20 protein-coding genes are annotated in these 24574 nt (G+C 58.9%); 3 read left to right on the top strand and 17 right to left on the bottom strand.

What is annotated here, in order from left to right; translation table 11 throughout:
• Positions 1–3: 3 nt before the first annotated feature.
• From murG to mraZ, 8 genes are all read right to left on the bottom strand, one after another.
• Entirely contained in the window at positions 4–1113 is a 1110-nt protein-coding gene (murG, locus tag ACFER_RS06635; RefSeq protein WP_012938650.1) for an undecaprenyldiphospho-muramoylpentapeptide beta-N-acetylglucosaminyltransferase, read from the bottom strand.
• Positions 1110–2483, bottom strand: coding sequence for a UDP-N-acetylmuramoyl-L-alanine--D-glutamate ligase (murD, locus tag ACFER_RS06640; RefSeq protein WP_041666212.1), 1374 nt, complete (start codon positions 2481–2483; stop codon positions 1110–1112). Before murD ends, murG begins: the two co-directional genes overlap by 4 nt.
• Before the next feature lie 262 nt (positions 2484–2745).
• A complete protein-coding gene (gene mraY, locus ACFER_RS06645) occupies positions 2746–3708 on the bottom strand; it encodes a phospho-N-acetylmuramoyl-pentapeptide-transferase (protein ID WP_012938652.1) in 963 nt (320 codons plus the stop codon).
• On the bottom strand, positions 3702–5084 hold the full coding sequence (locus ACFER_RS06650; protein WP_012938653.1) for a UDP-N-acetylmuramoyl-tripeptide--D-alanyl-D-alanine ligase: 1383 nt from the start codon (positions 5082–5084) through the stop codon (positions 3702–3704). Before ACFER_RS06650 ends, mraY begins: the two co-directional genes overlap by 7 nt.
• Positions 5077–6570 (bottom strand): UDP-N-acetylmuramoyl-L-alanyl-D-glutamate--2,6-diaminopimelate ligase, encoded by a 1494-nt coding sequence (locus tag ACFER_RS06655; RefSeq protein ID WP_012938654.1) that lies wholly within the window; start codon positions 6568–6570, stop codon positions 5077–5079. Before ACFER_RS06655 ends, ACFER_RS06650 begins: the two co-directional genes overlap by 8 nt.
• A gap of 122 nt (positions 6571–6692) precedes the next feature.
• The gene (locus ACFER_RS06660; RefSeq protein ID WP_012938655.1) at positions 6693–7103 is read right to left on the bottom strand and encodes a septum formation initiator family protein; all 411 of its coding nucleotides are present in this window, start codon (positions 7101–7103) and stop codon (positions 6693–6695) included.
• A 42-nt stretch (positions 7104–7145) separates the two neighbouring features.
• Positions 7146–8075: a 16S rRNA (cytosine(1402)-N(4))-methyltransferase RsmH gene (rsmH, locus tag ACFER_RS06665; protein WP_012938656.1), complete on the bottom strand. Its 930-nt coding sequence runs from the start codon at positions 8073–8075 to the stop codon at positions 7146–7148.
• A gap of 104 nt (positions 8076–8179) precedes the next feature.
• Entirely contained in the window at positions 8180–8605 is a 426-nt protein-coding gene (mraZ, locus tag ACFER_RS06670) for a division/cell wall cluster transcriptional repressor MraZ (RefSeq protein ID WP_012938657.1), read from the bottom strand.
• A gap of 329 nt (positions 8606–8934) precedes the next feature.
• On the opposite strand from mraZ, the gene ACFER_RS06675 reads away from it, so the two are divergent.
• Positions 8935–9165: a DUF1858 domain-containing protein gene (locus ACFER_RS06675; protein WP_012938658.1), complete on the top strand. Its 231-nt coding sequence runs from the start codon at positions 8935–8937 to the stop codon at positions 9163–9165.
• Between the two features lie 136 nt (positions 9166–9301).
• On the opposite strand, the gene pyrE is transcribed toward ACFER_RS06675, so the two are convergent.
• Genes pyrE through ACFER_RS06715 form a run of 8 tightly spaced genes read right to left on the bottom strand, consistent with a single transcriptional unit; the run spans position 9302 to position 18817 of the window.
• Positions 9302–9874, bottom strand: coding sequence for an orotate phosphoribosyltransferase (gene pyrE / locus ACFER_RS06680; protein WP_012938659.1), 573 nt, complete (start codon positions 9872–9874; stop codon positions 9302–9304).
• Positions 9875–9876: 2 nt separating this feature from the next.
• The gene (gene pyrF / locus ACFER_RS06685; RefSeq protein ID WP_012938660.1) at positions 9877–10596 is read right to left on the bottom strand and encodes an orotidine-5'-phosphate decarboxylase; all 720 of its coding nucleotides are present in this window, start codon (positions 10594–10596) and stop codon (positions 9877–9879) included.
• Positions 10597–10609: 13 nt separating this feature from the next.
• Positions 10610–11548 (bottom strand): dihydroorotate dehydrogenase, encoded by a 939-nt coding sequence (locus ACFER_RS06690; RefSeq protein ID WP_012938661.1) that lies wholly within the window; start codon positions 11546–11548, stop codon positions 10610–10612.
• Positions 11542–12309, bottom strand: coding sequence for a dihydroorotate dehydrogenase electron transfer subunit (locus ACFER_RS06695; RefSeq protein ID WP_012938662.1), 768 nt, complete (start codon positions 12307–12309; stop codon positions 11542–11544). Before ACFER_RS06695 ends, ACFER_RS06690 begins: the two co-directional genes overlap by 7 nt.
• 3 nt (positions 12310–12312) lie before the next feature.
• On the bottom strand, positions 12313–15519 hold the full coding sequence (carB, locus tag ACFER_RS06700; RefSeq protein WP_012938663.1) for a carbamoyl-phosphate synthase large subunit: 3207 nt from the start codon (positions 15517–15519) through the stop codon (positions 12313–12315).
• Position 15520: 1 nt separating this feature from the next.
• Positions 15521–16597: a glutamine-hydrolyzing carbamoyl-phosphate synthase small subunit gene (gene carA / locus ACFER_RS06705; protein ID WP_012938664.1), complete on the bottom strand. Its 1077-nt coding sequence runs from the start codon at positions 16595–16597 to the stop codon at positions 15521–15523.
• A complete protein-coding gene (locus ACFER_RS06710) occupies positions 16585–17877 on the bottom strand; it encodes a dihydroorotase (protein ID WP_012938665.1) in 1293 nt (430 codons plus the stop codon). The genes carA and ACFER_RS06710 overlap by 13 nt, the downstream gene beginning before the upstream one ends.
• Positions 17861–18817: an aspartate carbamoyltransferase catalytic subunit gene (locus tag ACFER_RS06715; RefSeq protein WP_012938666.1), complete on the bottom strand. Its 957-nt coding sequence runs from the start codon at positions 18815–18817 to the stop codon at positions 17861–17863. The genes ACFER_RS06710 and ACFER_RS06715 overlap by 17 nt, the downstream gene beginning before the upstream one ends.
• 447 nt (positions 18818–19264) lie before the next feature.
• Between ACFER_RS06715 and ACFER_RS11835 the strand changes: the two genes are divergently transcribed.
• Both ACFER_RS11835 and ACFER_RS06725 read left to right on the top strand, forming a co-directional pair.
• The gene (locus ACFER_RS11835) at positions 19265–19474 is read left to right on the top strand and encodes an RpnC/YadD family protein (RefSeq protein WP_244830022.1); all 210 of its coding nucleotides are present in this window, start codon (positions 19265–19267) and stop codon (positions 19472–19474) included.
• Positions 19475–19806: 332 nt separating this feature from the next.
• Positions 19807–22992, top strand: a complete 3186-nt coding sequence (locus ACFER_RS06725) for a DEAD/DEAH box helicase (protein ID WP_012938668.1) — start codon at positions 19807–19809, stop codon at positions 22990–22992.
• A gap of 232 nt (positions 22993–23224) precedes the next feature.
• Here the strand turns inward: ACFER_RS06725 and ACFER_RS06730 are convergent, their stop codons facing one another.
• Entirely contained in the window at positions 23225–24529 is a 1305-nt protein-coding gene (locus ACFER_RS06730) for an amidohydrolase (RefSeq protein WP_012938669.1), read from the bottom strand.
• Positions 24530–24574 lie beyond the last annotated feature (45 nt).

Below are 24574 nucleotides of genomic sequence, written 5' to 3' on the forward strand. Positions count from 1 at the left end.
CTCCTATTTGTTCCGTTCTGCCAGTGCCAGGGCCTCTTCGGCGATGGCATCGGCTGCCTGGGGCATGGCGCACCGGAGAGCGCTCCGGTGCATGGTTTCCAGCCGTTCCGGTTCCTGGAGCAGTTTTTCCACTTCGCCCAGCAGCCAGTCCCCGGTCAGGTCTTTGTCCAGGGCCACGATGGCAGCCCCTTTGGCAGCCAGGGCCCGGGCATTGTATTCCTGGTGGTTGGCGGTGGCATAGGGATAGGGAACCAGGATGGAAGGAATCCCCTTCACCATCAGTTCCGCCAGCCCGATGGCTCCCGCCCGGGAAACCGCCAGGTCCGCCGCCGCCAGGGCCAGGGGCATATCGTGGAGATAGGGCACCACATGAATGTTCCCGGCATGGAGCACCTGATCCCCCAGGGCTTCCGCATGCTTTTCATAGCCCACGGTACCGGTGGCGTGGAGGATCTGGATCCGGGAATTCCCGGCCAGCTGCTGTTCCACCGCCACCATGGCCTGGTTGATGGTCCGTGCCCCCCGGCTGCCCCCGAAGGCCAGCAGGGTGGTCTTGTCCGGATCCAGGCCGAACTTTTTCAGCCCCTCTTCCCGGGTGGCTTCCAGGATTTCCCGGCGCACCGGATTGCCGGTGAAGAGCTTTTTGGCGTGGGAGGCGAAATAACGGCCCCCCTCCTGGTAGCCCAGGAACACCTCGTCCACGAACCGGGACAGGATCTTGTTGGTGACTCCGGGCATGGCGTTCTGTTCCTGGATGCAGGTGGGCACCCGTTTCATGGCCGCCCAGAACAGTATGGGTCCGCACACATAGCCCCCGGTGCCGATCACCAGGTCCGGATCGATCCGGTTCAGCAGGCTGTAGGCCTCCTTCATGCCCAGGAGCAGTTCCCCGGCGCTTTTCAGGGTGCCCAGGCCCAGGTGCCGCTCAAAGCCCGCCACATTGATGAATTCCAGGGGATATCCGTACCGGGGGATGATGTCCTTCTCCAGTCCCTTCCGGGTCCCCACAAAAGTGATTTCACAGGCCGGGTCCAGCCGCCGCAGCGCCCCGGCAATGGTCAGTGCCGGATAGATGTGGCCGCCGGTTCCCCCGCCGGACAGTACGACTTTCACGCTTTTGCCTCCTTGGCCAGATCCATGACGATCTGCTTGAACACCCGGCCCCGTTCCGGGAAATTGGCGAACATGTCATAGGAAGAGCAGGCCGGGGACAGGAGCACCACCTGGGGTGCTTTGGCCAGGCTGTAGGCCTTGCGCACCGCATCCTCGAAAGTGCCGTCGATCATGATGATGTTCTGCACCCCGTGTTTTTTGGCGGCTTCGCAGAACCGCTGCCGGGCTTCTCCCAGAAGAATCAGGGCGTCGGTTTTGGCCTTCACCGCTTCCATCAGGTCATCCAGGCCGGTCATCTTGTCGTGGCCCCCGGCCAGCAGGATCACATGGCCGTCCTTGAAGGCCTCAAGGGCCTTGATGGCGGAATCGGTGTTGGTGGCCTTGGAATCATTGTAGTATTTCACCCCGTTGATGGCGGTCACGTATTCCAGACGGTGTTCCACTCCCCGGAAGGCTTTCAGCACCCGGGCCATGTTTTCGGCGGTGACACCGGCGAAATGGGCGGACAGGCAGGCTGCCAGCACGTCCTGTTCGTTGTGGGCCCCGAAGATCTGCAGGTCGGACACCTGGCAGATTCTTTCCTTCTTTCCGTCCAGGGCCAGGGTGAACCAGCCGTCTTCGATGAAGCCCCCTTCGGGCAGCACTTTTTCCGTGCTGAACCAGATCACCCGGCTTCTGGCCTTGTCCCCCAGTTTGCTGGAAACCGGGTCATCCGCATTGAGGATCAGGATCTGATCCGGCGTCTGGAAGGCGAAAATCTTGGATTTGGCTGCCACATAGCCGGCCATGTCCCCATGCCGTTCAAAATGGTCCGGAGTGATGTTGACGATGCAGGCCACGTCCGGCGCCAGGCTGGTGGTCCCTTCCAGCTGGAAGCTGGACAGTTCCGCCGCCACCCAGGAATCCTGGTCCAGGTCCTGGAGTTCCTTGCTCAGGGCAAAGCCGATGTTCCCGGCTACGGCGGTCTTCACCGGCAGGGTGGCCAGCATTTCGCCCAGCAGGGTGGTGGTGGTGGTCTTCCCGTTGCTGCCGGTTACGGCACACCAGTGGCCCTTGTACAGCCGGCTGGCTTCTTCCGCTTCGGCGATGATTTCCATGCCCAGGTTCCGGGCCTTCTTCACCGTTTCCGTGGTGAAGGGGATGCCGGGAGAGATGATGAACAGATGGCACTGTTCCAGATACGGTTCCGGATCCGTTCCCTGGATATATTCCCCGCCCAGGGCTTCAAAGGCTTTCAGCCAGGCCGGATCCAGTTCCTTTTTGTCATCGTTGTATAGGATTACGGCAGAGCCTTTCCGGGCCAGGACTTCCGATACCCCCTGGCCGCTGATCCCAGCTCCGTACACAAAGATTTTTTTCTTGTCATCCATGATGATGCCCCCCAGTATATGATTATCGTTCAGGAGTCGGCTGTACAAGCAGCCGACTTGGTCTCGAGTCTCGGGTCTCGAGTCTCGGGCCACTGGAAAGAACCCGTCCTTCGGCCTGGTTCTTTTGAACCTCCTGAATCAGTACCGTCCTTGAAACAGTACCGATCATTTTATCTTGAAAAAGTCAAATTTCCTACATGCAAAAATTTGCCTGCAAATTTCTCCTTCGGCTCGAGACTCGTGACTCGAGACCCGTGACCTTTTACCTGGCCAGATACATCCCCACCCCCAGCAGGGAGAACAGGCAGCTGGCCAGGAAGAACCGCTTCACCACGGTGACTTCTTTCCAGCCTCCCAGTTCAAAATGGTGGTGCAAAGGCGCCATCCGGAAGATCCGCTTCCCGTGGGTCATCTTGAAATACCCCACCTGGAGCATGACGGACAGGGCCTCCAGCACGTAGATGCCCCCGATCACCACCAGCAGCAGTTCCGTATGGGTCCCGATGGCCACGGCAGCCACCGCGCCCCCCAGGGCCAGGGAACCGGTGTCCCCCATGAAGCACTTGGCCGGGTGATGGTTGTAAATGAGAAAGCCCAGGCAGCAGCCCACGATGGCAAGGGCGAACAGCGCCTCCGGCAGCAGGCCGCTGGCAAAGCCGATATAGGCAAAGGCCAGCATCACAGGGATGGTCACACTGGAAGCCAGTCCGTCCAGCCCGTCAGTCAGATTCACTGCATTGGTGGTGCCCACCAGCAGCAACAGCAGGAACAGATAGTACCCAGCCCCCAGGTCCAGGGTGGCATTCACCACCGGCACCCAGATCCGGGTGCTGTACACGGTCACATCCCCGGGATAGAGCAGGTATACGGCGGCCACCAGGATCTGCAGGGCCATCTTCTGTTTGGAGGTGAGCCCCAGGTTCCGCTTGAAGAAAATCTTCAGGCCGTCATCGATGAACCCGATGATCCCGTAGCCTACAAACAGCCACAGGGCCACGATGGTCCGGGAATCCAGGGGGATCCACAGCAGGGACGCCACAATGGCTGCGGCAATCATCATCAGCCCCCCCATGGTGGGGGTGCCGTTTTTCTTCAGATGTTCCTTGGGGCCGCATTCCCGGATGCTCTGGCCGAAATGCCATTTGTGGAGCAGGGGCAGCAGGAACCGGCCGAAAAGGGCCGTCAGGACGAAAGAGGTCACCAGGATCCCCAGGCCGCTCAGCATGCTGCATCCCCCTTCCGGAACACTTCGTCGATCAGTTTGAACACTTCCATGCCGTGGGAGCCTTTCAGCAGCACCACGTCATCCGGACGCACCAGCCGGGCCAGCACCCGGGCCGCTTCCCCACGGTCCTGGGCATAGTGGACGGGCACCCCGGCCTTTTGGGCCGCTTCCGCCATAAACCGGCTTTCCGGTCCGTAGCACACCAGTTCCGTCACCCCGTACTGGCTGCACCAGGTCCCCACCTGGGCATGGCCGCTTTGGGAATGGGCCCCCAGTTCCAGCATATCCGCCAGCACCGCAATGGCCCGGCCCTTCCCCTGGCTTTTCACCACATCTCCCAGGGTCCGGAGAGCCGCTTCCATGGATGCCGGGCTGGCGTTGTAAGCATCGTTGATCACCGTCACCGGGCCAAAATGGAGGATCTCCTGGCGCATGCCGGTCATCTTCAGGTTTTCCAGGCCCCGGGCAATGGCTGCATCGGGGACCCCGTACACTTCCCCTACGGCCACCGCCGCCAGGGCGTTCATCACATTGTGCCGGCCGATCAGGGGCAGCTGCACCTTCTGGGTGGCTCCGGTGATCCTGCTCCGGTAGGTGAACACGGTCCGGAGCCCGTCGGCAGAAATTTCCACCGCCTTCACATCAGCGTCGCTGTCGATGCCGTAGGTATGCACTGCGGCACCGGTTTCCATCACACTGACCCGGGGATCATCCCCGTTGAGGAAGGCATGGTTCTTCGGCGTAAAGTCTTCCAGGATCTCGCTTTTGGCTTTGGCGATGTTTTCCAGGGACCCCAGCAGTTCCAGATGGGTATCCCCCACATTGGTGATCACCGCCGCATCAGGATAGGCGATATGCTTCATGGCCCGGATCTGTCCCAGGCCCCGCATGCCCATTTCCACCACAGCCATTTCCGTGTCTTCCCGGATGGTCAGCAGGGTCTTGGGCAGACCGATTTCGTTGTTGAAGTTGGCCTGGGTCTTGATCACCCGGTATCTTTCCCCCAGCACTGCGGCAATGCAGTCCTTGGTGGAAGTCTTGCCGTTGCTGCCGGTAATGGCGATCACCGTCAGGCCTTTTTTGTCCAGCCGGTACCGGCTGGCGATCTGCTGGTAGGCCGTCAGGGTATCGGGCACCACCACGCAACGGTCAGCGGCCACGCCCTCCGGCACTTCCGACACCACCGCCGCCCGGGCTCCGTCCTCCAGAGCCTGGGCCACGAACCGGTGGCCGTCGAACTTTTCCCCTTTCAGGGCCACAAACAGGCACCCGGGCACAATGGCCCGGGAATCCGTTACCACATCCGTAAATTCTTCTCCGTCTTCCAGGGCCATGGGCACCTGGAGGGCGCGTTTCAGCAAAGCAGCATCAAGCATTGGTCTTCCCCTTCTGGAAAAAGTCCCGCACCACTTCTCCATCGTCGAAATGGATGGTCCGATCCTTCAGGATCTGGTAATTCTCGTGGCCTTTTCCCGCTATCATCACCACATCATCCGGCTTGGCATGGGCCATCACATACTCGATGGCTTCCCGCCGGTCGGTGATCTTGTGGATTTCCTTTCCTTCCGGATTGTCTTTCAGTCCCTCTTCGATATCCCGGATAATGGCTTCCGGGTCTTCAGAACGGGGATTGTCGCTGGTGACCACGGCAATGTCCGCCAGGTCCAGGGCGATTTTCCCCATAATGGGCCGTTTCTTCCGGTCCCGGTCTCCCCCGGCCCCGAAGACCACCCACAGTTTCCCTTTGGTGATCTGCCGGGCAGTCTTCAGCACGTTTTCCAGGCCGTCCGGGGTGTGGGCATAGTCCACCACCACCGTAAAGGGCTGGCCCGCATGGATCAGCTGGAACCGTCCGGGCACCCCGGCGAAATCGTCCAGGCCCCGGATGATGTCCTCCCGGGTCAGGCCTTCCGCAATGGCGGCGCAGATGGAGCCCATCACATTGTACACGTTGAATTCCCCGGTAATGTGCAGCTTCAGGTCCATTTCTCCCACCGGAGTCTGGAGGTTCAGTTCCATATGGCTGGCGGCCACATGGAAGGTCAGGGGATACACATCGTTGTCCTTCCCCTTCCCGTAGGTCATGATTTTCGTCTTCACCCGGGGCATGATGATGGCCGAGCTGGGGTCATCGCTGTTGAACACCGCCGTCTTGTTGGGCTTTGTCCCTTCATGGAGACGGGTGAACAGCAGGGCCTTGGCTTCCCGGTAGTTTTCCATGGTCTTGTGGAAATCCAGGTGGTCCTGGGTGATGTTGGTGAGCACCGCCGTATCGTATTCGATCCCCGCCACCCGGTCCAGGGCCAGGGCATGGGAGGATACTTCCATGACGCAGGTGTCACAGTGGTTTTCCACCATTTCATAGAGCATCTTCTGGAGATCCACCACATCCGGGGTGGTGTTGTGGCTGGTGCGCACTTCGTCCCCGATCATCACGTTGATGGTGCCGATGAGCCCCACCTTGTGGCCGGTCCGGGTCAGAAGGGTCCGGAGAATATTGGTGGTGGTGGTCTTGCCGTTGGTGCCGGTGACCCCGATCATCCGCATTTTCCGGGCGGGCCAGTCATAGAACCAGGGTGCCAGGGTCTTCACCGCTTCCTGGGTGCTGGGCACCCGGATCACCGTCATCCCGTCCGGCACTTCCGTTTCCTGTTCCGTCAGGGCTGCCACCGCCCCCTGGGCTGCCGCTTTGGCCACATACTTGTGGCCGTCGGTGTTGACCCCTTTGATGCATATAAAAAGGCTGCCGGGACCGGCGGTCCGGGAATCGATGGTCAAATCGCTGACAGTCCGATCTGCCCCATTCCCAGTAACCACGGCGCCAGGCAGCTGTCTGATTACATCCTGCAGGTTTCTTTCCATGTTTATCCCCCTTGTTGGCAGCGACCGGATCCGGCCGCTTTTTTGTCACTGATCTCTTGTCACTGGTCTCTGGCCATTGGACCAGTGACAGGGCCCTTGGCCCCCAGAGCAGCACTGCTGCTCTACTCCCTTACATAAATATTGCTCCGGGCGGTCTGCATGCCCAGTTTCTTCTCAGCGATGCTGGTGATCCGTTCCGGACTCCGCAGCCGCTCCACATCGATCTTCAGGGTTTCGTTTTCATCCAGGGCCTGGGCTTCCAGGTTTTTCAGCTTCACCAGGGCCTGGGCCCGGACAAAATAGAGCTCGCTGAGGGCAACATTCACGAATACTAATGATAATACCAAACAGGCAAAAAATGCAACCCGACGCAGCACAATATTTTTCCCTTCTGCAGATTTTTTTGGTTTCGCCACCGGTTTCCGGGGACGGGAAGGGACGGGTGCCTCTTCCTCCTGGATGGCGGCAGAACCATAGGTATAATATTTTTGGGACGTCCACATGGGAGGCCGTCCGTTCTTCCTGGTAACCATCCTGCCCTCTCCTTTATTGGTTGATGTTCGTTCTATGGCGGGTCAGATCTTCACCGCTCCCCGCAGCCGGGCGCTTCTGGCTCTGGGGTTTTCGGCCAGTTCCGCCTCGCCGGGGGTGAATTCCTTCAGTTTCTTCAGTTCCGGCTTCCGTCCGCAGACGCATACCGGCAGCTCCGGCGGGCAGATGCATCCCCGCTGGAGCCGTTTGAAAGCCTGCTTGATGATCCGGTCTTCCAGAGAATGGAAGGTGATCACCCCGATATGGCCCCCGCTTTTCAGATGATGGACCGCCGCCTCCATGGTGGCGTCCAGGATCTTCAGCTCGTCATTCACTTCGATCCGGATGGCCTGGAAAGTCCGTTTGGCCGGATGGGGACCGTCCTGCCGGGCTCCCTTGGGAATGGCTGCCTTGATGATGTGTACCAGTTCCCCGGTGGTGCGGATGGGATGCTCCTTCCGGGCCGCCACGATGAACTGGGCGATCCGTTTGGCCCACCGTTCCTCCCCGTATTTGTAGATCAGGCCGGCCAGGTCGTCCTCTTTGTACCGGTTCACCACCTGCTCCGCCGTCAGGCTGGCTTCCTGGTCCATCCGCATGTCCAGAGGGCCGTCATGCATATAGGAAAAGCCCCGTTCCGGGGTATCCAGCTGGTAGGAGGACACCCCCAGATCGAACAGGATCCCGTCCACCTGGGGGATCCCCAGCTGGTCCAGGATCTGGTCCAGGTTCCGGAAGTTGTTGTGGACGATCTTCACCTGGCACCGGGCGTCCTTCAGCCGCTCCGTAGCCGCGGCAATGGCGTCCTCATCCTGGTCAATGCCGATCAGCAGCCCTTCCGGGTCCAGCAGTTCCGTGATCCGGTGAGAATGGCCCCCACCCCCCAGGGTGCAGTCCACATAGATCCCCTTGGGATCCGTAACAACCCACTGTACACTTTCTTCCAATAATACACTTTTATGGACAAATTCCATGACTATTCCTCATTCTATCTGACAGACTGCAGCACAGCCCAACTTTCTCCATTACGGTATATCCGCCCTTTTCAAGGGCGTAAGCAGGCGCCCGGCTTCCATTTTTACTCAAAATCCAGCTCTTCGATCAGTTCCGCCACATCGCCTTCCACGGCTTTGGTGTAATCCGCATAGCGCTGGGCATCCCAGATTTCCGCCTTGCCCCCCACACCCACGATCAGGGCCGTTTCCCCGATTCGGGCATAGGTCCGCAGGTTGGCCGGCAGCAGGATCCGTCCCTGTTTGTCCGGCTCCACCTCACAGGCGCCGCCGAAAATGAACCGGGACACATCCCGCATCTTCTGTTTGGGCATCATTTTCTGGGCAAAGCTGTTCTTCAGCTTCTCCCAGGCTTCCAGGGGATACACGTCCAGGCAGCCGTCCACCCCTTTGGTCACAACAAAGGAAGGGCCCAGGTTCTCCCGCATTTTCGCCGGGACGAACAAACGGCCCTTGCTGTCCAGTGCATGTTCAAATTCACCCATCAGCATGGGCCGCGCCCCCTTTCCGTGAAAAAATCCGCCACTTTTACCCACTTTTCACCATTATAGAATGTTTTCCCCGAAAAAGCAATGCAAAGTCAGACAAGACAGGGGTGCAGGCGTCCTGGTTGTCAATGGTCTATTGTCAATGGTCAATGGCTGATGGTAAGAACCCTCCTGGATGGTCGGGTTCTTTTCCAACCGTAGGGGGCGCAGGCCCGGCACCCCGCAGAATAATCGGATTTCTTCCCGGCGCGGAAGATACGTTGGCTCCCCCTTTCTTGACAACCTGTGGTATAATAAATCATACCCATTAAATGTACTTAAGGAGGATTCAGATGGAAAAGGTTACTGCTGATTCCAGCATTATTGAAACGGTGCAGATGCACCCTGAAATCGTCAACATCTTCATGCAGTATGGTCTGGGCTGCATCGGTTGCATGGCCGCCAACTTCGAGACCATCGGCCAGGGTGCTGCCGCCCACGGCATCGACGTGGAAGCCCTGATCGCCGACATCAACGACTGCATCGCTGAAGTGGAAGGCAACGACAAAAAAGAAGCAAAATAAGGCACAAAAAAAGACGCTGTGAAAAAATCATTCACAGCGCCTTAAATTTGCCAGCGTAAGCTGGCTTCCATCGGCTAGAGACTAGTGACTAGAGACTAGTGACGGGGTGTGAAAAGTATTTTTCACACCCCATTTTTTATTTCCCCGTCCGTCCCCGCTGGGTCAGGGGCACGCCCTTTTGGCACAGAGGGCATTCTTCGGGTTTGTAGGCTTCCACATCCAGGCGCAGCAGGGGTTCGGTGCGGACGCCGAAATCCACTTTGCCGCCGCTCCGGTCAACCAAAAGGCCCACGCCTACGGGCACGCCGCCTTCGCTCTTCACCACGTCCAGCACTTCCCGCACGCTGCCGCCGGTGGTGACGATGTCTTCCACGATCAGCACCCGGGTGCCCGGTTCGATGTGGAACCCTCTCTTGAAGGTCATTTTCCCGTTCACCCGTTCGGTGAAGAAGAACCGGGTGCCCAGGTTCTTGGCCACCTCATAGGCCAGCAGGATGCCGCCGGTCATGGGGCCCACCACCAGTTCCACGTTGTCGTTGACGAACCGGGCGGCGATTTCCTTGCACAGGGCTTCCGTGTACCGGGGCTGCTGCAGCACATTGAATTTTTCCACGTAAGTGGGGCTGTGCAGACCGCTGGTCAGCAGAAAATGACCGTGCATCACCGCGTTGGTTTCTTCCAGCATATGCAGTACCGTCGTATCGTTCATGGTTAAAAAGCTCCTTCCATTTCTTCCAGGATCTTCCGTACAGCTTCCTGTTTGTTGTCCGCCCTGGTAATGGGCCGTCCCACCACCAGATGGGTGGATCCGTTGCCAATGGCGGCTGCCGGCGTGGCGATCCGGCTCTGGTCATTGGAGGCCGCCCAGGCCGGGCGCACCCCCGGAGTGACGATGAGGAAATCCTTCCCGCACCGTTCCCGGATCCCCGCCGCTTCCCGGGGAGAGGCCACTACCCCATCCAGGCCACTCTCTTTGGTGAGGGCCGCCAGGTCCAGCACTTCTTCCCCGATGGGTCTGGCATAGTTCAGGGGTTTCCACTGGGCTTCATCCATGCTGGTGAGCACGGTGACGGCAATCAGCTTGGGAGCGGGCCGGCCCAGTTCCGCCGCCGCTTCCTTCACCGCCTTCATCCCTTCGGCCATCATTTTGGGACCGCCCACCGCATGGACGTTCATGATGTCCGCCCCCAGCCGGGTCAGGACCGCCAGGCTGTGGGCCACCGTATTGGGGATATCCTGGAGCTTCAGGTCCAGGAACACTTTCTTGTCTTTTTCCTTCAGATAGCGGATGATATCCGGACCTGCTCCGTAGAACAGTTCCATCCCCACCTTGTAAAAGGTCACCGCGTCTCCCAGTTCCTCCACCAGGGCTTTGGCCTCATCAAAGGTGGGGAAATCCAGGGCGCAGATCAGTCTGTCTCTTGCATCCATGGGTCGTTCCTCCTCAGTTCCGTCCCGGCAGGGCCTGTCCCCGGATCTCGTCCAGAGATGCCGCTCCCGTGCGGTCCAGATACTGCTGGATCCCCAGGCTGATGGTTTCCGCCAGGCTGGGATCCGTAAAGCTGCAGGTGCCCACAGCCACAGCCGTGGCCCCTGCCAGGATGAATTCCACCGCATCCTGCCAGCTGCTGATGCCGCCCATGCCGATGAGGGGCACCTTCACCGCCTGGGCCACCTGGTACACCATGCGCACCGCCACCGGGTGCACCGCCGGGCCCGAAAGGCCTCCCACGGTATTCCCCAGCACCGGCCGCTGCTTCCAGATGTCGATCTTCATCCCCACCAGGGTATTGATGAGGGAAATGGCATCGGTGCCCGCCGCTTCCACGGCCCGGGCGATTTCCGTAATGTCCGTCACATTGGGGGACAGTTTGGTAATCACCGGCTTGTGGGTATGGGCTTTGGCTGCCTTCACCACTTCTCCCGCCGCATGGCAGTCGGTGCCGAAGGCCAGGCCCCCCTGGGCCACGTTGGGACAGGAGATGTTCAGCTCAATGGCATCCACTCCGTCCACATCCAGCATTTCCGCCAGGGTTCCGTAGTCTTCCGCACTGTCTCCGTCGATGTTCACGATCACCGGGGTCTTTGTCACCTTGCGGAGCTGGGGCAGGGTTTCCTTCAGGAAAAATTCCACCCCGGGGTTTTCCAGCCCCACGCAGTTCAGCACCCCTGCCGGGGTCTCCACCACCCGCTGGCCCTTATTGCCGGGCCGGGGCTTCAGGGTGGTCCCCTTCACTGTAATGGCGCCGATGTGGTCCAGGTTGAGGAAATCGGTGAATTCCAGGCCGAACCCGAAGGTGCCGGAGGCCGTGGTCACCGGCGTCTTCATGGTCACCCCCGCCAGGTCCACCTGCATCCGGGGATCTTCATAAGGCTTCACCATTCCACCACCTCCTGGCTCCAGAACACCGGTCCGTCCTTGCAGATCTTCATCCGTTTGCCGCCCTTGCCCTCGCAGGAGCAGGAGAGGCAGGCACCCAGGCCGCAGCCCATGTATTTTTCCAGGGATACCTGGCAGGGCACCCCGTACTGATTCACCACTTCCACCACGGCCTTCATCATGGGGCTGGGACCGCACACGTACACGCAGTCATACTGTCCCGTGGCCAGAAGCCCCGGCAGCACTGCGTTCACCGTGCCCTTCACCCCGTAGGAGCCGTCATCGGTGGTTTCATACTGTCTGGCGGTCTTGTCCTTGAACAGGTCCGCCCAGAACACTTCCGCCCTGGTCCGGCCGCCCACGATCACTTCCATTTTGTGATCCGGGTCAGCCTGGGCCAGGAAATGCAGGGGCGCCAGGCCCATGCCGCCGCCCACCAGGAGACCCCGTTTGGCCCCCAGGTGGAAACCGTGGCCCAGAGGCCCCACCACACTGATGGTTGCTCCCGCCTCCATGGTGTCCATCAGCTCCGTGGTTTCCCCCACGATCCGGTACATCAGGGAAAAAGTCCCCGCCGCCCGGTCCGCCCCGGCCACCCCGAAGGGCCGCCGGAGCAGGGGTTCGTGGAGCTGATTCACCCGCACCGTCACAAACTGACCCGGCTGAGCCGCTGCCGCCACTTCCGGGCAACGGATCTCCATCAGCCGGATGTCTTCCGACAGTTTTTCCTGCCGGACAATGGTTCCATCCAAATACACTGCCATGATTTACTCCGTTTTCAGATCCTGGAGGGCCACCACACTCACCACATTCCGGCGGCGCATGGCTCCCATGGCCTTGTACAGGGCCCGGGCCGTATCCAGGCTGGTCAGGCAGGGAATGGCGTGTTCCACCGTGGACCGGCGGATCTTGAAGCCGTCCCGGGTGGCGTCGGAGCCGTGGGTCAGGGTGTTGATCACCATGCAGATCCGGCCTTCCTTGATGTCATCCAGCAGGTTGGGGGTGCCGGCGCTGGCCTTTTCCACCCGGCCCACATGGATGCCTTTTTCTTCCAGGAACTTGGCGGTACCGGCGGTAGCCACCAGTTCGTAGCCCAGGTTTTCAAATCCTTCCGCAATGGGCACCACTTCTTCCTTGTCCTGGTCCGCAACGGTGATCAGGATGGCCCCGCTCTTGGGGATGTGGGTGCCGGCGGCAATGCAGGCCTTGTACAGGGCTCTGGGGAACTGGGCGTCGATGCACATCACTTCCCCGGTGGATTTCATTTCCGGCCCCAGGGTGATGTCCACATCGGTCATCTTGTTGAAGGAGAATACCGGCGCCTTCACTGCATAGTAATCCGGGAACAGCTTCAGGCCCGGTTCCAGGCCCTGATCCCGGATGGATACGCCCATGGCGCATTTGGTGGCCACATCCACCATGGAGATGCCCGTCACCTTGCTCAGGAACGGCACCGTACGGCTGGACCGGGGGTTCACTTCGATCACATACAGCTTGTCATCCCGGACAATGTACTGGATGTTGATCATCCCGTGGACTTCCAGGCCCAGGGCCAGTTTGGTGGTGTAGTCGATGATCTGTTCGATCACATGCTCGCTGAGGGTCCGGGGCGGATACACGGCGATGGAATCCCCGGAATGGACCCCGGCCCGTTCGATGTGTTCCATGATCCCGGGCATGAGCACGTCCTTGCCGTCGCAGATGGCATCCACTTCCACTTCGGTGCCCATCAGGTAGTGGTCCACCAGCACCGGGTGTTCCTGGGACGCCTTCACGGCGTTGTTCATGTAGTATTTCAGTTCTTCGTCATTGTAGACGATTTCCATGGCCCGGCCGCCCAGCACATAGGAAGGACGCACCATCACCGGGTAGCCCACATCGTTGGCGGCTTTCAGGGCCCCGTCGATGTCGAACACCGTATGGCCTTTCGGGCGGGGGATCCCCACGCTGGTCAGGAGTTCGTCGAACCGTTCCCGGTCTTCTGCCCGGTCGATGCTGTCCACGGAGGAGCCCAGGATCTTCACCCCGCATTCATGGAGCGGCCCGGCCAGGTTGATGGCGGTCTGGCCTCCGAACTGGACGATGACCCCTTCCGGTTTTTCCCGGTCGATCACGTTCAGCACATCTTCCAGGGTCAGCGGTTCGAAGTACAGCCGGTCAGCGGTATCGAAGTCGGTGGATACGGTTTCCGGGTTGTTGTTCACGATGATGGTTTCGTAGCCCAGGTCTTTCAGGGCCCATACAGAGTGGACGGAGCAGTAGTCGAATTCCACCCCCTGGCCGATCCGGATGGGACCGGAGCCCAGGACCAGCACCTTTTTGTTGGGGGTGTCTTCCACTTCGTCTTCCACCCCGTAGGTGGAGTAGTAGTACGGAGTTTCCGCGTCGAATTCCGCCGCGCAGGTATCCACCATCTTGTACACCGGGGTGATGCCCCATTCTTTCCGGATGGCCCGGATTTCCAGACCGGTCTTGCCCACCAGTTTCCCGATGGTCACATCCGCAAAGCCCCGTTTTTTCACTTCCCGGAGCAGTTCCGGAGTCAGTTCTTCGCTCTTCAGACGGGTTTCCAGTTCCACGATGTGGCGGATCTTCCGCAGGAAGAATTCATCGATCTTGGTGATGGCGTGGGCCTGGTCCACAGTCATCCCTCTCCGGAAGGCTTCGGCGATGGTAAAGAGCCGTTCGTCGTCCACTTTCCGGACTTTTTCAAAGACTTCCTGGTCCGTCAGCTTGTGGAGTTCCGGCATATCCATGTGGGTCAGGCCGATTTCCAGGCAGCGGACGGCTTTCAGCAGGCCGGCTTCGATGTTCCGTTCGATGGCCATCACTTCCCCGGTGGCCTTCATCTGGGTCCCCAGGGTGTGGTCGGCATTGACGAACTTGTCAAAAGGCCAGCGGGGGATCTTGATGACACAGTAGTCCAGGGTGGGTTCGAAGCAGGCGGAAGTCTTCTTGGTCACTGCGTTTTCGATTTCGTCCAGGGTGTACCCGGCAGCAATCTTGGCGGCCACTTTGGCGATGGGATAGCCCGTTGCCTTGGAAGCCAGGGCGGAAGACCGGCTCACCCGGGGGTTCACTTCGATGACGATGTATTCTTCACTGTCCGGGTTCAGGGCGTACTGCACGTTGCAGGCCCCTTCCACCCCCAGTTCACGGACGATGTCGATGGCGGCGGTCCGGAGCATCTGCACTTCCCGGTCCGTCAGGGTCTGGCAGGGAGCCACCACGATGGAGTCCCCGGTATGGACCCCCACCGGGTCGATGTTTTCCATGTTGCAGACGGTGATGCAGTTGTCTTCATGGTCCCGGACCACTTCGTATTCGATTTCCTTCCAGCCGGCCACGGACCGTTCGATCAGGGCCTGGCCGATCAGGGAGTACATCAGCCCTTTGGTGGTGATGTCATCCAGCTGGTCCATGTTGTGGGCAATGCCGCCCCCGGTGCCGCCCAGGGTGTACGCCGGCCGCACGATCAGCGGGAACCCGACCTTTTGGGCGAATTCCTTGGCGGCGTCCACGCTTTCCACAATGGTGCTCTGGGGAATGGGCTGGTGGAGTTTTTCCATGGTTTCCTTGAACAGTTCCCGGTCTTCCGCCTTCATGATGCTGGCGATCTGGGTGCCCAGGAGCTGCACATTGTATTTCTTCAGGATGCCTTTTTTATCCAGTTCGATGGCCAGGTTCAGGCCGATCTGCCCGCCCAGGGTGGCCAGGAGAGAATCCGGCCGTTCCTTGGCGATGATGGCTTCCAGGAATTCCACATCCAGGGGTTCCACATACACCCGGTCGGCGATGTGCACGTCGGTCATGATGGTGGCCGGGTTGGAGTTCACCAGCACCACTTCCAGCCCTTCTTCCTTCAGGGCCCGGCAGGCCTGGGTGCCGGAATAGTCGAATTCAGCTGCCTGACCGATGATGATCGGGCCGGAACCGATGACCATGACTTTTTTTACATTCTCTTTTTTTGGCATATCAGTGCCCTCCCATCATTTTGATAAACCGGTCGAACAGATAAGCGTTGCCGCTGGGACCGGGGGATGCTTCCGGATGGTACTGCACCGTAAAGGTGGGATGGTCCAGATAGCGCAGGCCTTCGATGGTGTTGTCATTCAAAGACCGGTTGATCACTTCAATGGGCAGTCCCTTCAGGGAATCCTCGTCCACCATGAACCCGTGGTTCTGGGAGGTGATGCAGATCTTGTGGTCCACCAGGTCCCGGACCGGCTGGTTGATGCCCCGGTGGCCGAAGAGCATCTTCTTGGTCCTGGCCCCGTTGGCCAGAGCCATTACCTGATGCCCCATGCAGATGCCGAAGATGGGTTTCTTCCCGATCATCTTCTTCACGTTTTCGATTTCCGGTTTCAGGTCCGCCGGATCCCCGGGGCCGTTGCTCAGGAAGATCCCGTCCGGATCGATGGCCAGCACGTCTTCCGCCGGAGTTTCCGCCGGGAACACCGTCAGCCGGCAGCCTTTTTCCACCAGGCATTCCAGAATGTGCCGCTTCACCCCGTAGTCCATGACGGCTACGGAATATTTGGCGTCTTCCGGACCCATGGTGTAGACCTTTTTGGTGGTCACCTGGGCCACCTGGTCATGTTCTTCCGGAGTGGCCAGGAGGGCCTGGATCTCGTCTTCCGGAGTATCCGCCGGCACCATCACGCCCTGGATGGTCCCGTAGGAGCGGATCCGGCGGGTCAGCGCCCGGGTATCCACCCCGGTGAGCACCGGGATGTCGTTCTTTTCCAGGAAGTCCAGTACCGTGCCTTCATCCCGCCAGCTGGAGGGTTCATCGCACAGTTCGCTGACGATCAGCCCTTTGTAGCAGCAGCTGTCGCTCTGACAGAACAGGTCGTTGCAGCCGTAGTTCCCGATCAGGGGATAGGTGAAGATGACGATCTGCCCGCAGAAGGAGGGGTCCGTCAGGGTTTCCTGATAGCCGGACATGCCGGTGGTGAACACCACTTCCCCTACGGATTTATGGGTGCTGTAGAGCGTCCCTTCATAGACGCTGCCGTCTTTCAATACCAATTTGCCTTTTACTTTTTGCATACTACACCGTCTTTCATCACAAACCGGCCATCGACCATGGTCGCCACTGCCATGCCTTTGCAGTGTTTTCCGTTAAAAGGAGTCACCTTGCCCCGGGTATAGAACTTGCTGGAATCTACCGTCCATTCCCGGTCCAGATCCAGGATGGTGATATCCGCGTTCTTCCCTGGTGCCAGGCTGCCGGCGTCCAGATTCATGATCCGGGCCGGGCTGGTGCTCATTTTGTTGACGATTTCATTGATGGAGAACTCTCCCGTGTGGTACAGTTCCGTAAGGATGACCCCCACAGAGGTTTCCAGACCGCAGAACCCGTTGGGGGCATACCGGAATTCCACATCCTTTTCTTCCGGCGCATGGGGCGCATGGTCCGTGACGATGGCATCGATGGTGCCGTCCTTCAGGCCCGCCCGCATGGCTTCCACATGGTCCCGGCTCCGCAGAGGCGGAGAGACCCGGGTGGCCGTGCTGTATCCGGCACAGGCCTCGTCAGTGAGGGTCAGGTGGTGCACCGTCACTTCACAGGTGATGTTCACCCCTTTGGCCTTGGCCTTCCGGACAATGTCCACTGCCCCTTTGCTGGCGATGTGGGCAATGTGGATGTGGGCCCCGGTGTATTCCGCAATGGCCGCATCCCGGGCCACGCAGATGTCTTCGGCGATGGAGGGGATGCCGGGCACCCCCAGGCGGGCGGAAACCGCCCCTTCGTGCATGTACCCTTCGTGGTTCATTTCCTCGTCGATGTCGTGGACGATCAGGGGCTTGTCGAAGGCGCTCACATACTGGGCCGCCAGGTTCATCACCAGGGCGCTGGAAACATAGTGGCCGTCATCGGAAAAGCCCATGACGCCCCGCTGGGCCATGTCGCCCATTTCCGTCAGTTCCTTGCCTTTTTCCCCTTTGGTGATGGCCCCGATCACTTCCACGTGGACATACCCTTCATTTTTGGCCCGTTCCTGGATGCCGCTGACCACAATGGAGCTGTCGATCACCGGCTTGGTGTTGGGCATGCAGGCCACCCGGGTAATGCCCCCGTGGGCTGCCGCCATGGTGCCGGTGACCAGGTCTTCCTTGGCTTCCAGCCCCGGTTCCCGGAGATGGGTGTGCAGGTCGATGAAGCCGGGAGCCACCACCAGGCCCGTGGCATCGAACACTTCGTCCGCTGCTGCATCGATGTGAGGCGCCGCTTCCGCGATTTTCCCGTCTTCCACCAGAAGGTCCATCACCTGGTCCAGCTGCTGGCTGGGATCAACGATCCGTCCGTTCTTAATTAGCGTTTTCAACTGGCTTTCCTCCCATAATCGTCAAGAATAACACCGCCATCCGCACGGCGACCCCGTTGGTCACCTGTTCCCGGATCACCGCCTGGTCGCTGTAGCCCGTATCCCAGGAAATTTCCAGGCCCCGGTTCATGGGACCCGGATGCATCACCAGGCAGTCCGGCTTGGCCAGCTTCATCCGTTCTTCGTTGACCCCGTAGATCCGGGCGTATTCCCGGGGGGTGGGGAACATGGCCTTGTCCTGGCGTTCCAGCTGAATCCGCAGCACATCCACCACATCCGCCCCTTCAATGGCGTCTTCCACCCGTTTGTGCACCGTCACACCCAGTTCCTGGATATCGTGGGGGATCAGGGTCATGGGGCCGGCCACATGGACATCCGCCCCCAGTTTCGTCCAGGCGGCGATGTTGCTCCGGGCCACTCGGCTGTAGAGGATATCCCCGATGATGGCCATCTTCAGGCCCTTGAACTGTTTCCCGTGTTCCAGGATGGTGAACATGTCCAGAAGTCCCTGGGTGGGATGGGCATGGGCCCCGTCCCCGGCGTTGATCACCACCGGCGCGGCAATGTCCGCCGCGTATTTGGCCGCCCCTTCCACCGGGTGCCGCATGACGATGGCATCACAGGCCATGGACTGCATGGTCAGGATGGTGTCCTTCAGGCATTCCCCCTTCTTCACGCTGGAGGTACCGGTGCTCAGGTTGATCACGTCGGCGCCCAGGTACTTCCCGGCCAGTTCGAAGGAACTCCGGGTCCGGGTGCTGTTTTCATAGAACAGGTTCACGATGGATTTGCCCCGGAGAGACGGGAGCTTCTTGATGTCCCGTTTCATGACCTTTTTCATCTCCGCCGCCGTTCGCATGATCAGATCGTACTCTTCCACGGACAGGGAGGAAAGATCCAGGATATCCCGTCCGGACAGGCTGACTGCCGCCTTTGTCATGTTGTAGCCTCCTATAGTTACAGATGGAATCAGGGAAACGGCCCCTGCCGCACCCAGGTTCAACAAAAATAAGCCTTCTCGTCCTAAGACAAGAAGGCTTCTAATAATTGCTTCTGGATAAAAGTCCCTTTCTTAGTCTCACAGGACTAGGTTAAAAGGTGGTTCTTTGAAGTTTTTTCTAGTGTAGCACGGGGGGAAAGAAAAGTCAAGAAGGGAGCTATCAGGCTCCCCAAATCCCATTCATGCCGGTAAAATGCCCGATAATGACCTTCTTTTTCCAGTAAAGTTCCTGAACATCCAGATCCGTTCCCTCCAGTACCAGAGTTTCGAAAAAACCATTGATCTCCGTCTGGAGGGCAAAAGCATCCGCCTGAAGGAAGGTTCGTGGAAAGCCTGGATCAGGAAGTCCATCTTGTCAAAAGTATGGATAAAGTGAGGCGAGAATATATGATTTTAAGCGATGAAATCAGAAGACGCCAAAAAGAAGCAGCAGAAGAAGGCATGCAGAAAGGCATGGAAAAAGGCCGTCAAAAAGAACGGGAAGCCAACATCCTGGGCATGCTGAGGGAAAAGATCCCCATGGAAACCATTTCCCGGATCACCCACTATTCCCTGGACCAGATCCAGAAACTGGGAAAATTGCATGGATTATTGTAGGTTGGAAAACGCCCTGGGCGTTTTCCTTCCGAATGGAAAGGCCGCCGGAGATTCCGGCGGCCTTTGTCAGCTGTCAACGGTCAACTGTCAACGGCCGATTGACGCCAGATGCTCCGCACTGCCTTTGAACATATCTGCCCCCTGGGCGACTGGGGCGGGACCTGCAACTATGCGGGGCAACCGGCCTGCGCCCCCTACGGTTCCGGTATCGACAGGCCGTGCATCCCGCAGGGCCGTGTCTGACTTCTTACCTAGCCCTTCTGCCTTTTTCCCCTGCCACCCCCTCCACCATCCATGCTATAATACCCCTATCACCACAGGGAGGCTGGACCATGGACGAATACAAAGACGGACTGTATGAAAAAGTCATTTCTCAACGACTGGGACGAAAGTTGCAGCAGGCATTGGACAACCAGGAAATCTGGGCCACCATTTCGGACAGGGTAGATCCCCAAGAAGCGGTGGGGTATTTGTCGGACTATATCCGGAAGCTGGTCCATCTTTGCCTGAAGGACCTGGCGGACCAGAACGGGGACAGCCTGTTGGAACAGGAACTGGCCCTGACCAATGGATTGGTCGGCTATCTCACGGAAAAAGCCCCGGCCCTGGCTGCGGATAGCCAGGTGGACCGGGAAGATTTCCTGCTGCTGGAACTTCAGCACCGGCTGAACCATCTGAAAGAAACCCATCGTCCCCGCCCGGCCACTTCCCTGTCCCATTCATTTCTTTTTACCAACAGCCAGAAAGATGTATCCATGGTGTCGGAACTCCGGCGAGAAATTGCCTCCAGTGACCGGATCGATTTCCTGGTTTCCTTCATTAAATTTTCCGGTCTTACGCTAATTCTTCCCTATCTCCGGACGTTTACAGTTGCCGGCGGCCATCTGCGGGTGCTGACCACCACCTATATGGGAGCCACGGACCCTAAGGCCATTGAACTGCTCTCCCAATTGCCCAATACGGAAGTCCGGATTTCTTACAACGTGAAAGAAACCCGGCTCCATGCCAAGGCGTACCTGTTCCAGCGGAACAGCGGGTATTCCACGGCCTATGTGGGTTCTTCCAACCTGTCCCATGCGGCCATTGCCGATGGTCTGGAATGGAACATGAAGGTGACCCAGCAGGACATGCCGGAAATCATGGCCAAAATGAATGCCACTTTTGAAACCTATTGGCATTCTACAGATTTCCAGCCCTATACCTCCCAGGACCTGCCCCAGCTCCAGGAAGCCATCCGTCAGCAGCGGTACCAGGGAACAGCCAAGGGCAGCGAAGTTTCCTATTCTTTTACCATTCGTCCCTACCCCTACCAGCAGGTGATCCTGGACGCTCTGGACGTGGAACGAAAAGAACGGGGCCGCTGGCATAACCTGATTGTAGCCGCTACAGGAACGGGGAAAACGGCCATTTCCGCCTTTGATTACCGGCGTTTTGCTGCCAGCCGTCCAGAAGGGGCCCGGTTGCTGTTCATCGCCCATCGGAAAGAAATCCTGGAGCAGAGCCTTTCCTGTTTCCGGCAGGTGTTGAAGGACCCCAATTTTGGCGAACTGGCGGTGGCGGGCAGCCGTCCGGAGCACCTGGACCAGGTATTCATGTCCATCCAGACCTGCAACAGCCTTTCCTTGTGGGACCATCTGGAGCCGGATTTTTACGATATGATCATTGTAGATGAATTCCACCATTCGGCAGCCCAATCCTACCAAAATCTGCTTCACTGGTTCCAACCAAAAATCCTGCTGGGGCTGACGGCGACTCCGGAACGGATGGACGGGAAAGATATCCTCCACTGGTTCGATGACCATATTGCCGCAGAGATCCGCCTCCCGGCGGCCATCGAACGACGGCTGCTGTGTCCTTTCCATTATTTCGGGGTGGCGGACACGGTGGATCTGTCCCATGTGAAATGGACCAACGGCCATTACGATACAGGTGCCCTGACCAATCTGTACGTAATGGAATCCCATACCGCCAATAACCGGGCCCAGGCCATTCTCCAGGCTGTGGAACGCTACACCGCAGACTGGCAGGACATCCACGGCGTGGGATTTTGCGTCTCCCAGGACCATGCCCATTTTATGGCGGACTATTTCAATGACAACGGAATCCCCTCCCTGGCCCTGAATGCCCATTCTTCCGAAGAGGACCGGCAAAGTGCCCGGCAAAAGCTAGAAAGCGGAGCTCTGACCTTCTTGTTTGTGGTGGACCTGTTCAACGAAGGAGTGGACATTCCCTGCATCAACACCATCCTGTTTTTACGGCCCACCAACAGTATGACAGTGTTCCTCCAGCAGCTGGGCCGGGGACTTCGCCTGGACCAGGGAAAAGATTGCCTGACCGTCCTGGACTTTGTGGCCCAGGCCAACCGGAAATACGATTTCGCCAGCCGGTTCCAGGCTTTGGTGGGGCGGGAAACAGTTTCCGTTCCCCGGGAATTGAAGGAAGGGTTCCCCCATGTGCCTAAAGGCTGTTCCATCCAGCTGGAAGAAATTGCCCAGAAACGGGTCCTGGATAACATCCGCTCCCGGCTGCGGGGGGATGCATTCTACCAGGAGTGTATCCGGGACCTGTACGAAGCCACTGACCACCAGGTACCCACCCTGACCCAGTTCCTGAAAGCCGCCAATGTAAAGCCCCAAGTCTTTTTCAACGGCAAACGGACCTATGCCCGGCTGTGTGCCCAGGCCCAGGTAATCCCGGATTTTCCGGATACCCCGGAAGAAAAAGTATTGGAACGGGCCCTGCCCCGGTTGTTGGGCCTGGATTCTCCCCACTGGCTGAGCTTTTTGCAACAGGCCTTCCAGGAAAACACCCACCCCGCTGCCCTGGAGCCTGTGGCCCAGCAGTATCTGCGGATGTGGCAGTTTACCCTGTGGGGTAAAGACTGGCTGGAGACCGGTCTTGCTGACCCCTGGGAAGCAGTAACCCTGTGGAAAAAGACCCCGGAACTGGCCCGGGAGATTCAGTCCGTACTGGCTTTCCAGTTCGACCAGTTCACCGTGCTGCCCCAAAAGGCCCGTCTGCCCTATCCCTGCGCTCTGGAAGTATACTGCAATTATTCCCGGGACCAGATTTTTGCGGCCCTGGGCCTGGCCAAACCCAACAGCGTCCGGGAAGGAGTGAAATACCTGCATCAAAAAAACAGCCAGGTAGTTACCCGGGATACGGATGTATTCCTGGTCACGTTGAACAAATCCGAAAAAGAATTCTCCGAATCCACCCGGTACGAAGATTATTCCATCAACGACCGGCTGTTCCATTGGCAAAGCCAGAACGCCACCACCCCCGATTCCCCCACCGGGCAGCGGTACATCCACCAGCGGGAAAAAGGAAATATTGTGCTGCTGTTCGTTAGGGAACAGAAAAAAGACGCCCAGGGCACATCCCAGAATTACACCTTCCTGGGAACCGCCCAACTCTCCAGCTGGAGCGGCAGCCAGCCCATTACCATCCTCTATCACCTGGACAACCCCATCCCGGCCAAGTATATTACTACTACGGATAGCAGTGGGGTGTTGTGAGAAAAGGCCGCCGGAACTCCGGCGGCCTTTGTCAGCTGTCAACGGTCAACGGCCGATGAAAGGAACCTGGAACCAGGTTCCCATGGAAAGGCCGTGCATCAAGCGGGCCGCCCGGCGTGCGGCCCCTACGGGCAGGAGAATACGTCTGAACCGGCCTTGGCGGGGCAACCGGCCTGCGCCCCCTACAGCATTGCAATGGACGATCCGCCCCCGCCGTCCTGCTCTTCCCTCTTCACTCTTCCTTATTCCCGAAATGCTCCACCAGCATGGCGATGGTGGCGGCGGTCCGGGGCAGCACGTCTTCATTGAAGTCGAAGTCGCTCTGGTGATGGCCGGCGGCTTCTTTGGTGCCGTAGAGCATGTACACGGCCTGGCCTCCGTGTTCCTGGACCCGGCTCATGAAGTAGCAGCAGTCTTCACTGCCGCTGACTTTCTGTTCTTTCACCACATGCTGGTACACGTTGAGTGGTTCCACCAGGCTGTAAATCTCTTCCCCCATCTCTCTGGAGGAATTGGAGGAGGTGGCGCTGCCCCGGGGGGTGATCTTCACATCCACGTCGTAGAGCATGGCGGCGGCCCGACACATCCGTTTGGCTTCTTTGGCCATGAAATCATTGATTTCGGCGGTTTCCCCCCGGGTCTCGAATTTGATCAGCCCGTTGGCGGGCACCACGTTCCGGCCGGTGCCGGCTTCCAGCACCCCCACGTTGATCCGGGAGGAGCCCCCGCTGTGGCGGCTGATGGTATGAAGGGAAATGGCGGCCTGGGCGGCGGCCAGGAGGGCATTCTTCCCTTTTTCCGGTTCAGCCCCTGCATGGCTGGGCACCCCGCTGAATTCCGCATCCAGTTTGTCCGTGGCCAGGAATCCCTTGGTCATGCACACCAGGGACCCGTCATTGTAGTCCCCCAGGCCGATGTGCCCGCTGATGAAGTAGTCCACATCGTCCACAATGCCGCTCTGGACCATGCTCTTGGCCCCTACCACCCCTTCTTCCCCGGGCTGGAAGCAGATTTTCAGGGTGCCGGCCATCCGGTCCTTGTGGGCGGCCACCAGTCTGGCCACGGCCAGACCGATGGTGGCATGGCCGTCATGGCCGCAGGCGTGCATCAGCCCCGGATGGCAGGACTGGAATCCCAGGGCGCTGGGCCGGTGGCTGGGGGCCGGATCTTCGGCCACGAACAGGGAATCGATGTCGAACCGCAGGGCCACGGTTTTTCCGGGTTTGGCAAAATGCATGATGCCCACGCAGCCGGTCATGCCCCCTTTCATCCGGTCCACCAGCACCGGGTTGGCCCCTTCTTTGATGGCCCGCTGGGCACACTGTTTCAGGGTCTTTTCGTCAGGGACCAGCATCCGGGCGCTGTCATCCAGTACCTCGCTGCCCATTTTCACTTCGTATCCCAGTTTTTCCAGCTCGGTGGCGATAATGGAGGTGGTCCGGAATTCCGTCCAGGCGGTTTCCGGATGGGCATGGAAGTCCCGTCTTTGATGGATCAACTCCTCTTTCATTCCCATGGCTTCTTCATAGTAATTCATGGCATTTCCTCCCTGATTGTATTTGATTCACAGCGGCCCTATCGT

It is taken from the genome of Acidaminococcus fermentans DSM 20731, from assembly GCF_000025305.1.
Lineage (GTDB): Bacteria > Bacillota > Negativicutes > Acidaminococcales > Acidaminococcaceae > Acidaminococcus > Acidaminococcus fermentans.

What these genes read in the sequence shown, in the direction of transcription:
- murD (WP_041666212.1), bottom strand. Translation starts at nt 2,483, where the DNA reads ATGGATGACAAGAAAAAAATCTTTGTGTACGGAGCTGGGATCAGCGGC.
- mraY (WP_012938652.1), bottom strand. Translation starts at nt 3,708, where the DNA reads ATGCTGAGCGGCCTGGGGATCCTGGTGACCTCTTTCGTCCTGACGGCC.
- ACFER_RS06650 (WP_012938653.1), bottom strand. Translation starts at nt 5,084, where the DNA reads ATGCTTGATGCTGCTTTGCTGAAACGCGCCCTCCAGGTGCCCATGGCC.
- ACFER_RS06655 (WP_012938654.1), bottom strand. Translation starts at nt 6,570, where the DNA reads ATGGAAAGAAACCTGCAGGATGTAATCAGACAGCTGCCTGGCGCCGTG.
- ACFER_RS06660 (WP_012938655.1), bottom strand. Translation starts at nt 7,103, where the DNA reads ATGGTTACCAGGAAGAACGGACGGCCTCCCATGTGGACGTCCCAAAAA.
- rsmH (WP_012938656.1), bottom strand. Translation starts at nt 8,075, where the DNA reads ATGGAATTTGTCCATAAAAGTGTATTATTGGAAGAAAGTGTACAGTGG.
- mraZ (WP_012938657.1), bottom strand. Translation starts at nt 8,605, where the DNA reads ATGCTGATGGGTGAATTTGAACATGCACTGGACAGCAAGGGCCGTTTG.
- ACFER_RS06675 (WP_012938658.1), top strand. Translation starts at nt 8,935, where the DNA reads ATGGAAAAGGTTACTGCTGATTCCAGCATTATTGAAACGGTGCAGATG.
- pyrE (WP_012938659.1), bottom strand. Translation starts at nt 9,874, where the DNA reads ATGAACGATACGACGGTACTGCATATGCTGGAAGAAACCAACGCGGTG.
- pyrF (WP_012938660.1), bottom strand. Translation starts at nt 10,596, where the DNA reads ATGGATGCAAGAGACAGACTGATCTGCGCCCTGGATTTCCCCACCTTT.
- ACFER_RS06690 (WP_012938661.1), bottom strand. Translation starts at nt 11,548, where the DNA reads ATGGTGAAGCCTTATGAAGATCCCCGGATGCAGGTGGACCTGGCGGGG.
- ACFER_RS06695 (WP_012938662.1), bottom strand. Translation starts at nt 12,309, where the DNA reads ATGGCAGTGTATTTGGATGGAACCATTGTCCGGCAGGAAAAACTGTCG.
- carB (WP_012938663.1), bottom strand. Translation starts at nt 15,519, where the DNA reads ATGCCAAAAAAAGAGAATGTAAAAAAAGTCATGGTCATCGGTTCCGGC.
- carA (WP_012938664.1), bottom strand. Translation starts at nt 16,597, where the DNA reads ATGCAAAAAGTAAAAGGCAAATTGGTATTGAAAGACGGCAGCGTCTAT.
- ACFER_RS06715 (WP_012938666.1), bottom strand. Translation starts at nt 18,817, where the DNA reads ATGACAAAGGCGGCAGTCAGCCTGTCCGGACGGGATATCCTGGATCTT.
- ACFER_RS11835 (WP_244830022.1), top strand. Translation starts at nt 19,265, where the DNA reads ATGATTTTAAGCGATGAAATCAGAAGACGCCAAAAAGAAGCAGCAGAA.
- ACFER_RS06725 (WP_012938668.1), top strand. Translation starts at nt 19,807, where the DNA reads ATGGACGAATACAAAGACGGACTGTATGAAAAAGTCATTTCTCAACGA.
- ACFER_RS06730 (WP_012938669.1), bottom strand. Translation starts at nt 24,529, where the DNA reads ATGAATTACTATGAAGAAGCCATGGGAATGAAAGAGGAGTTGATCCAT.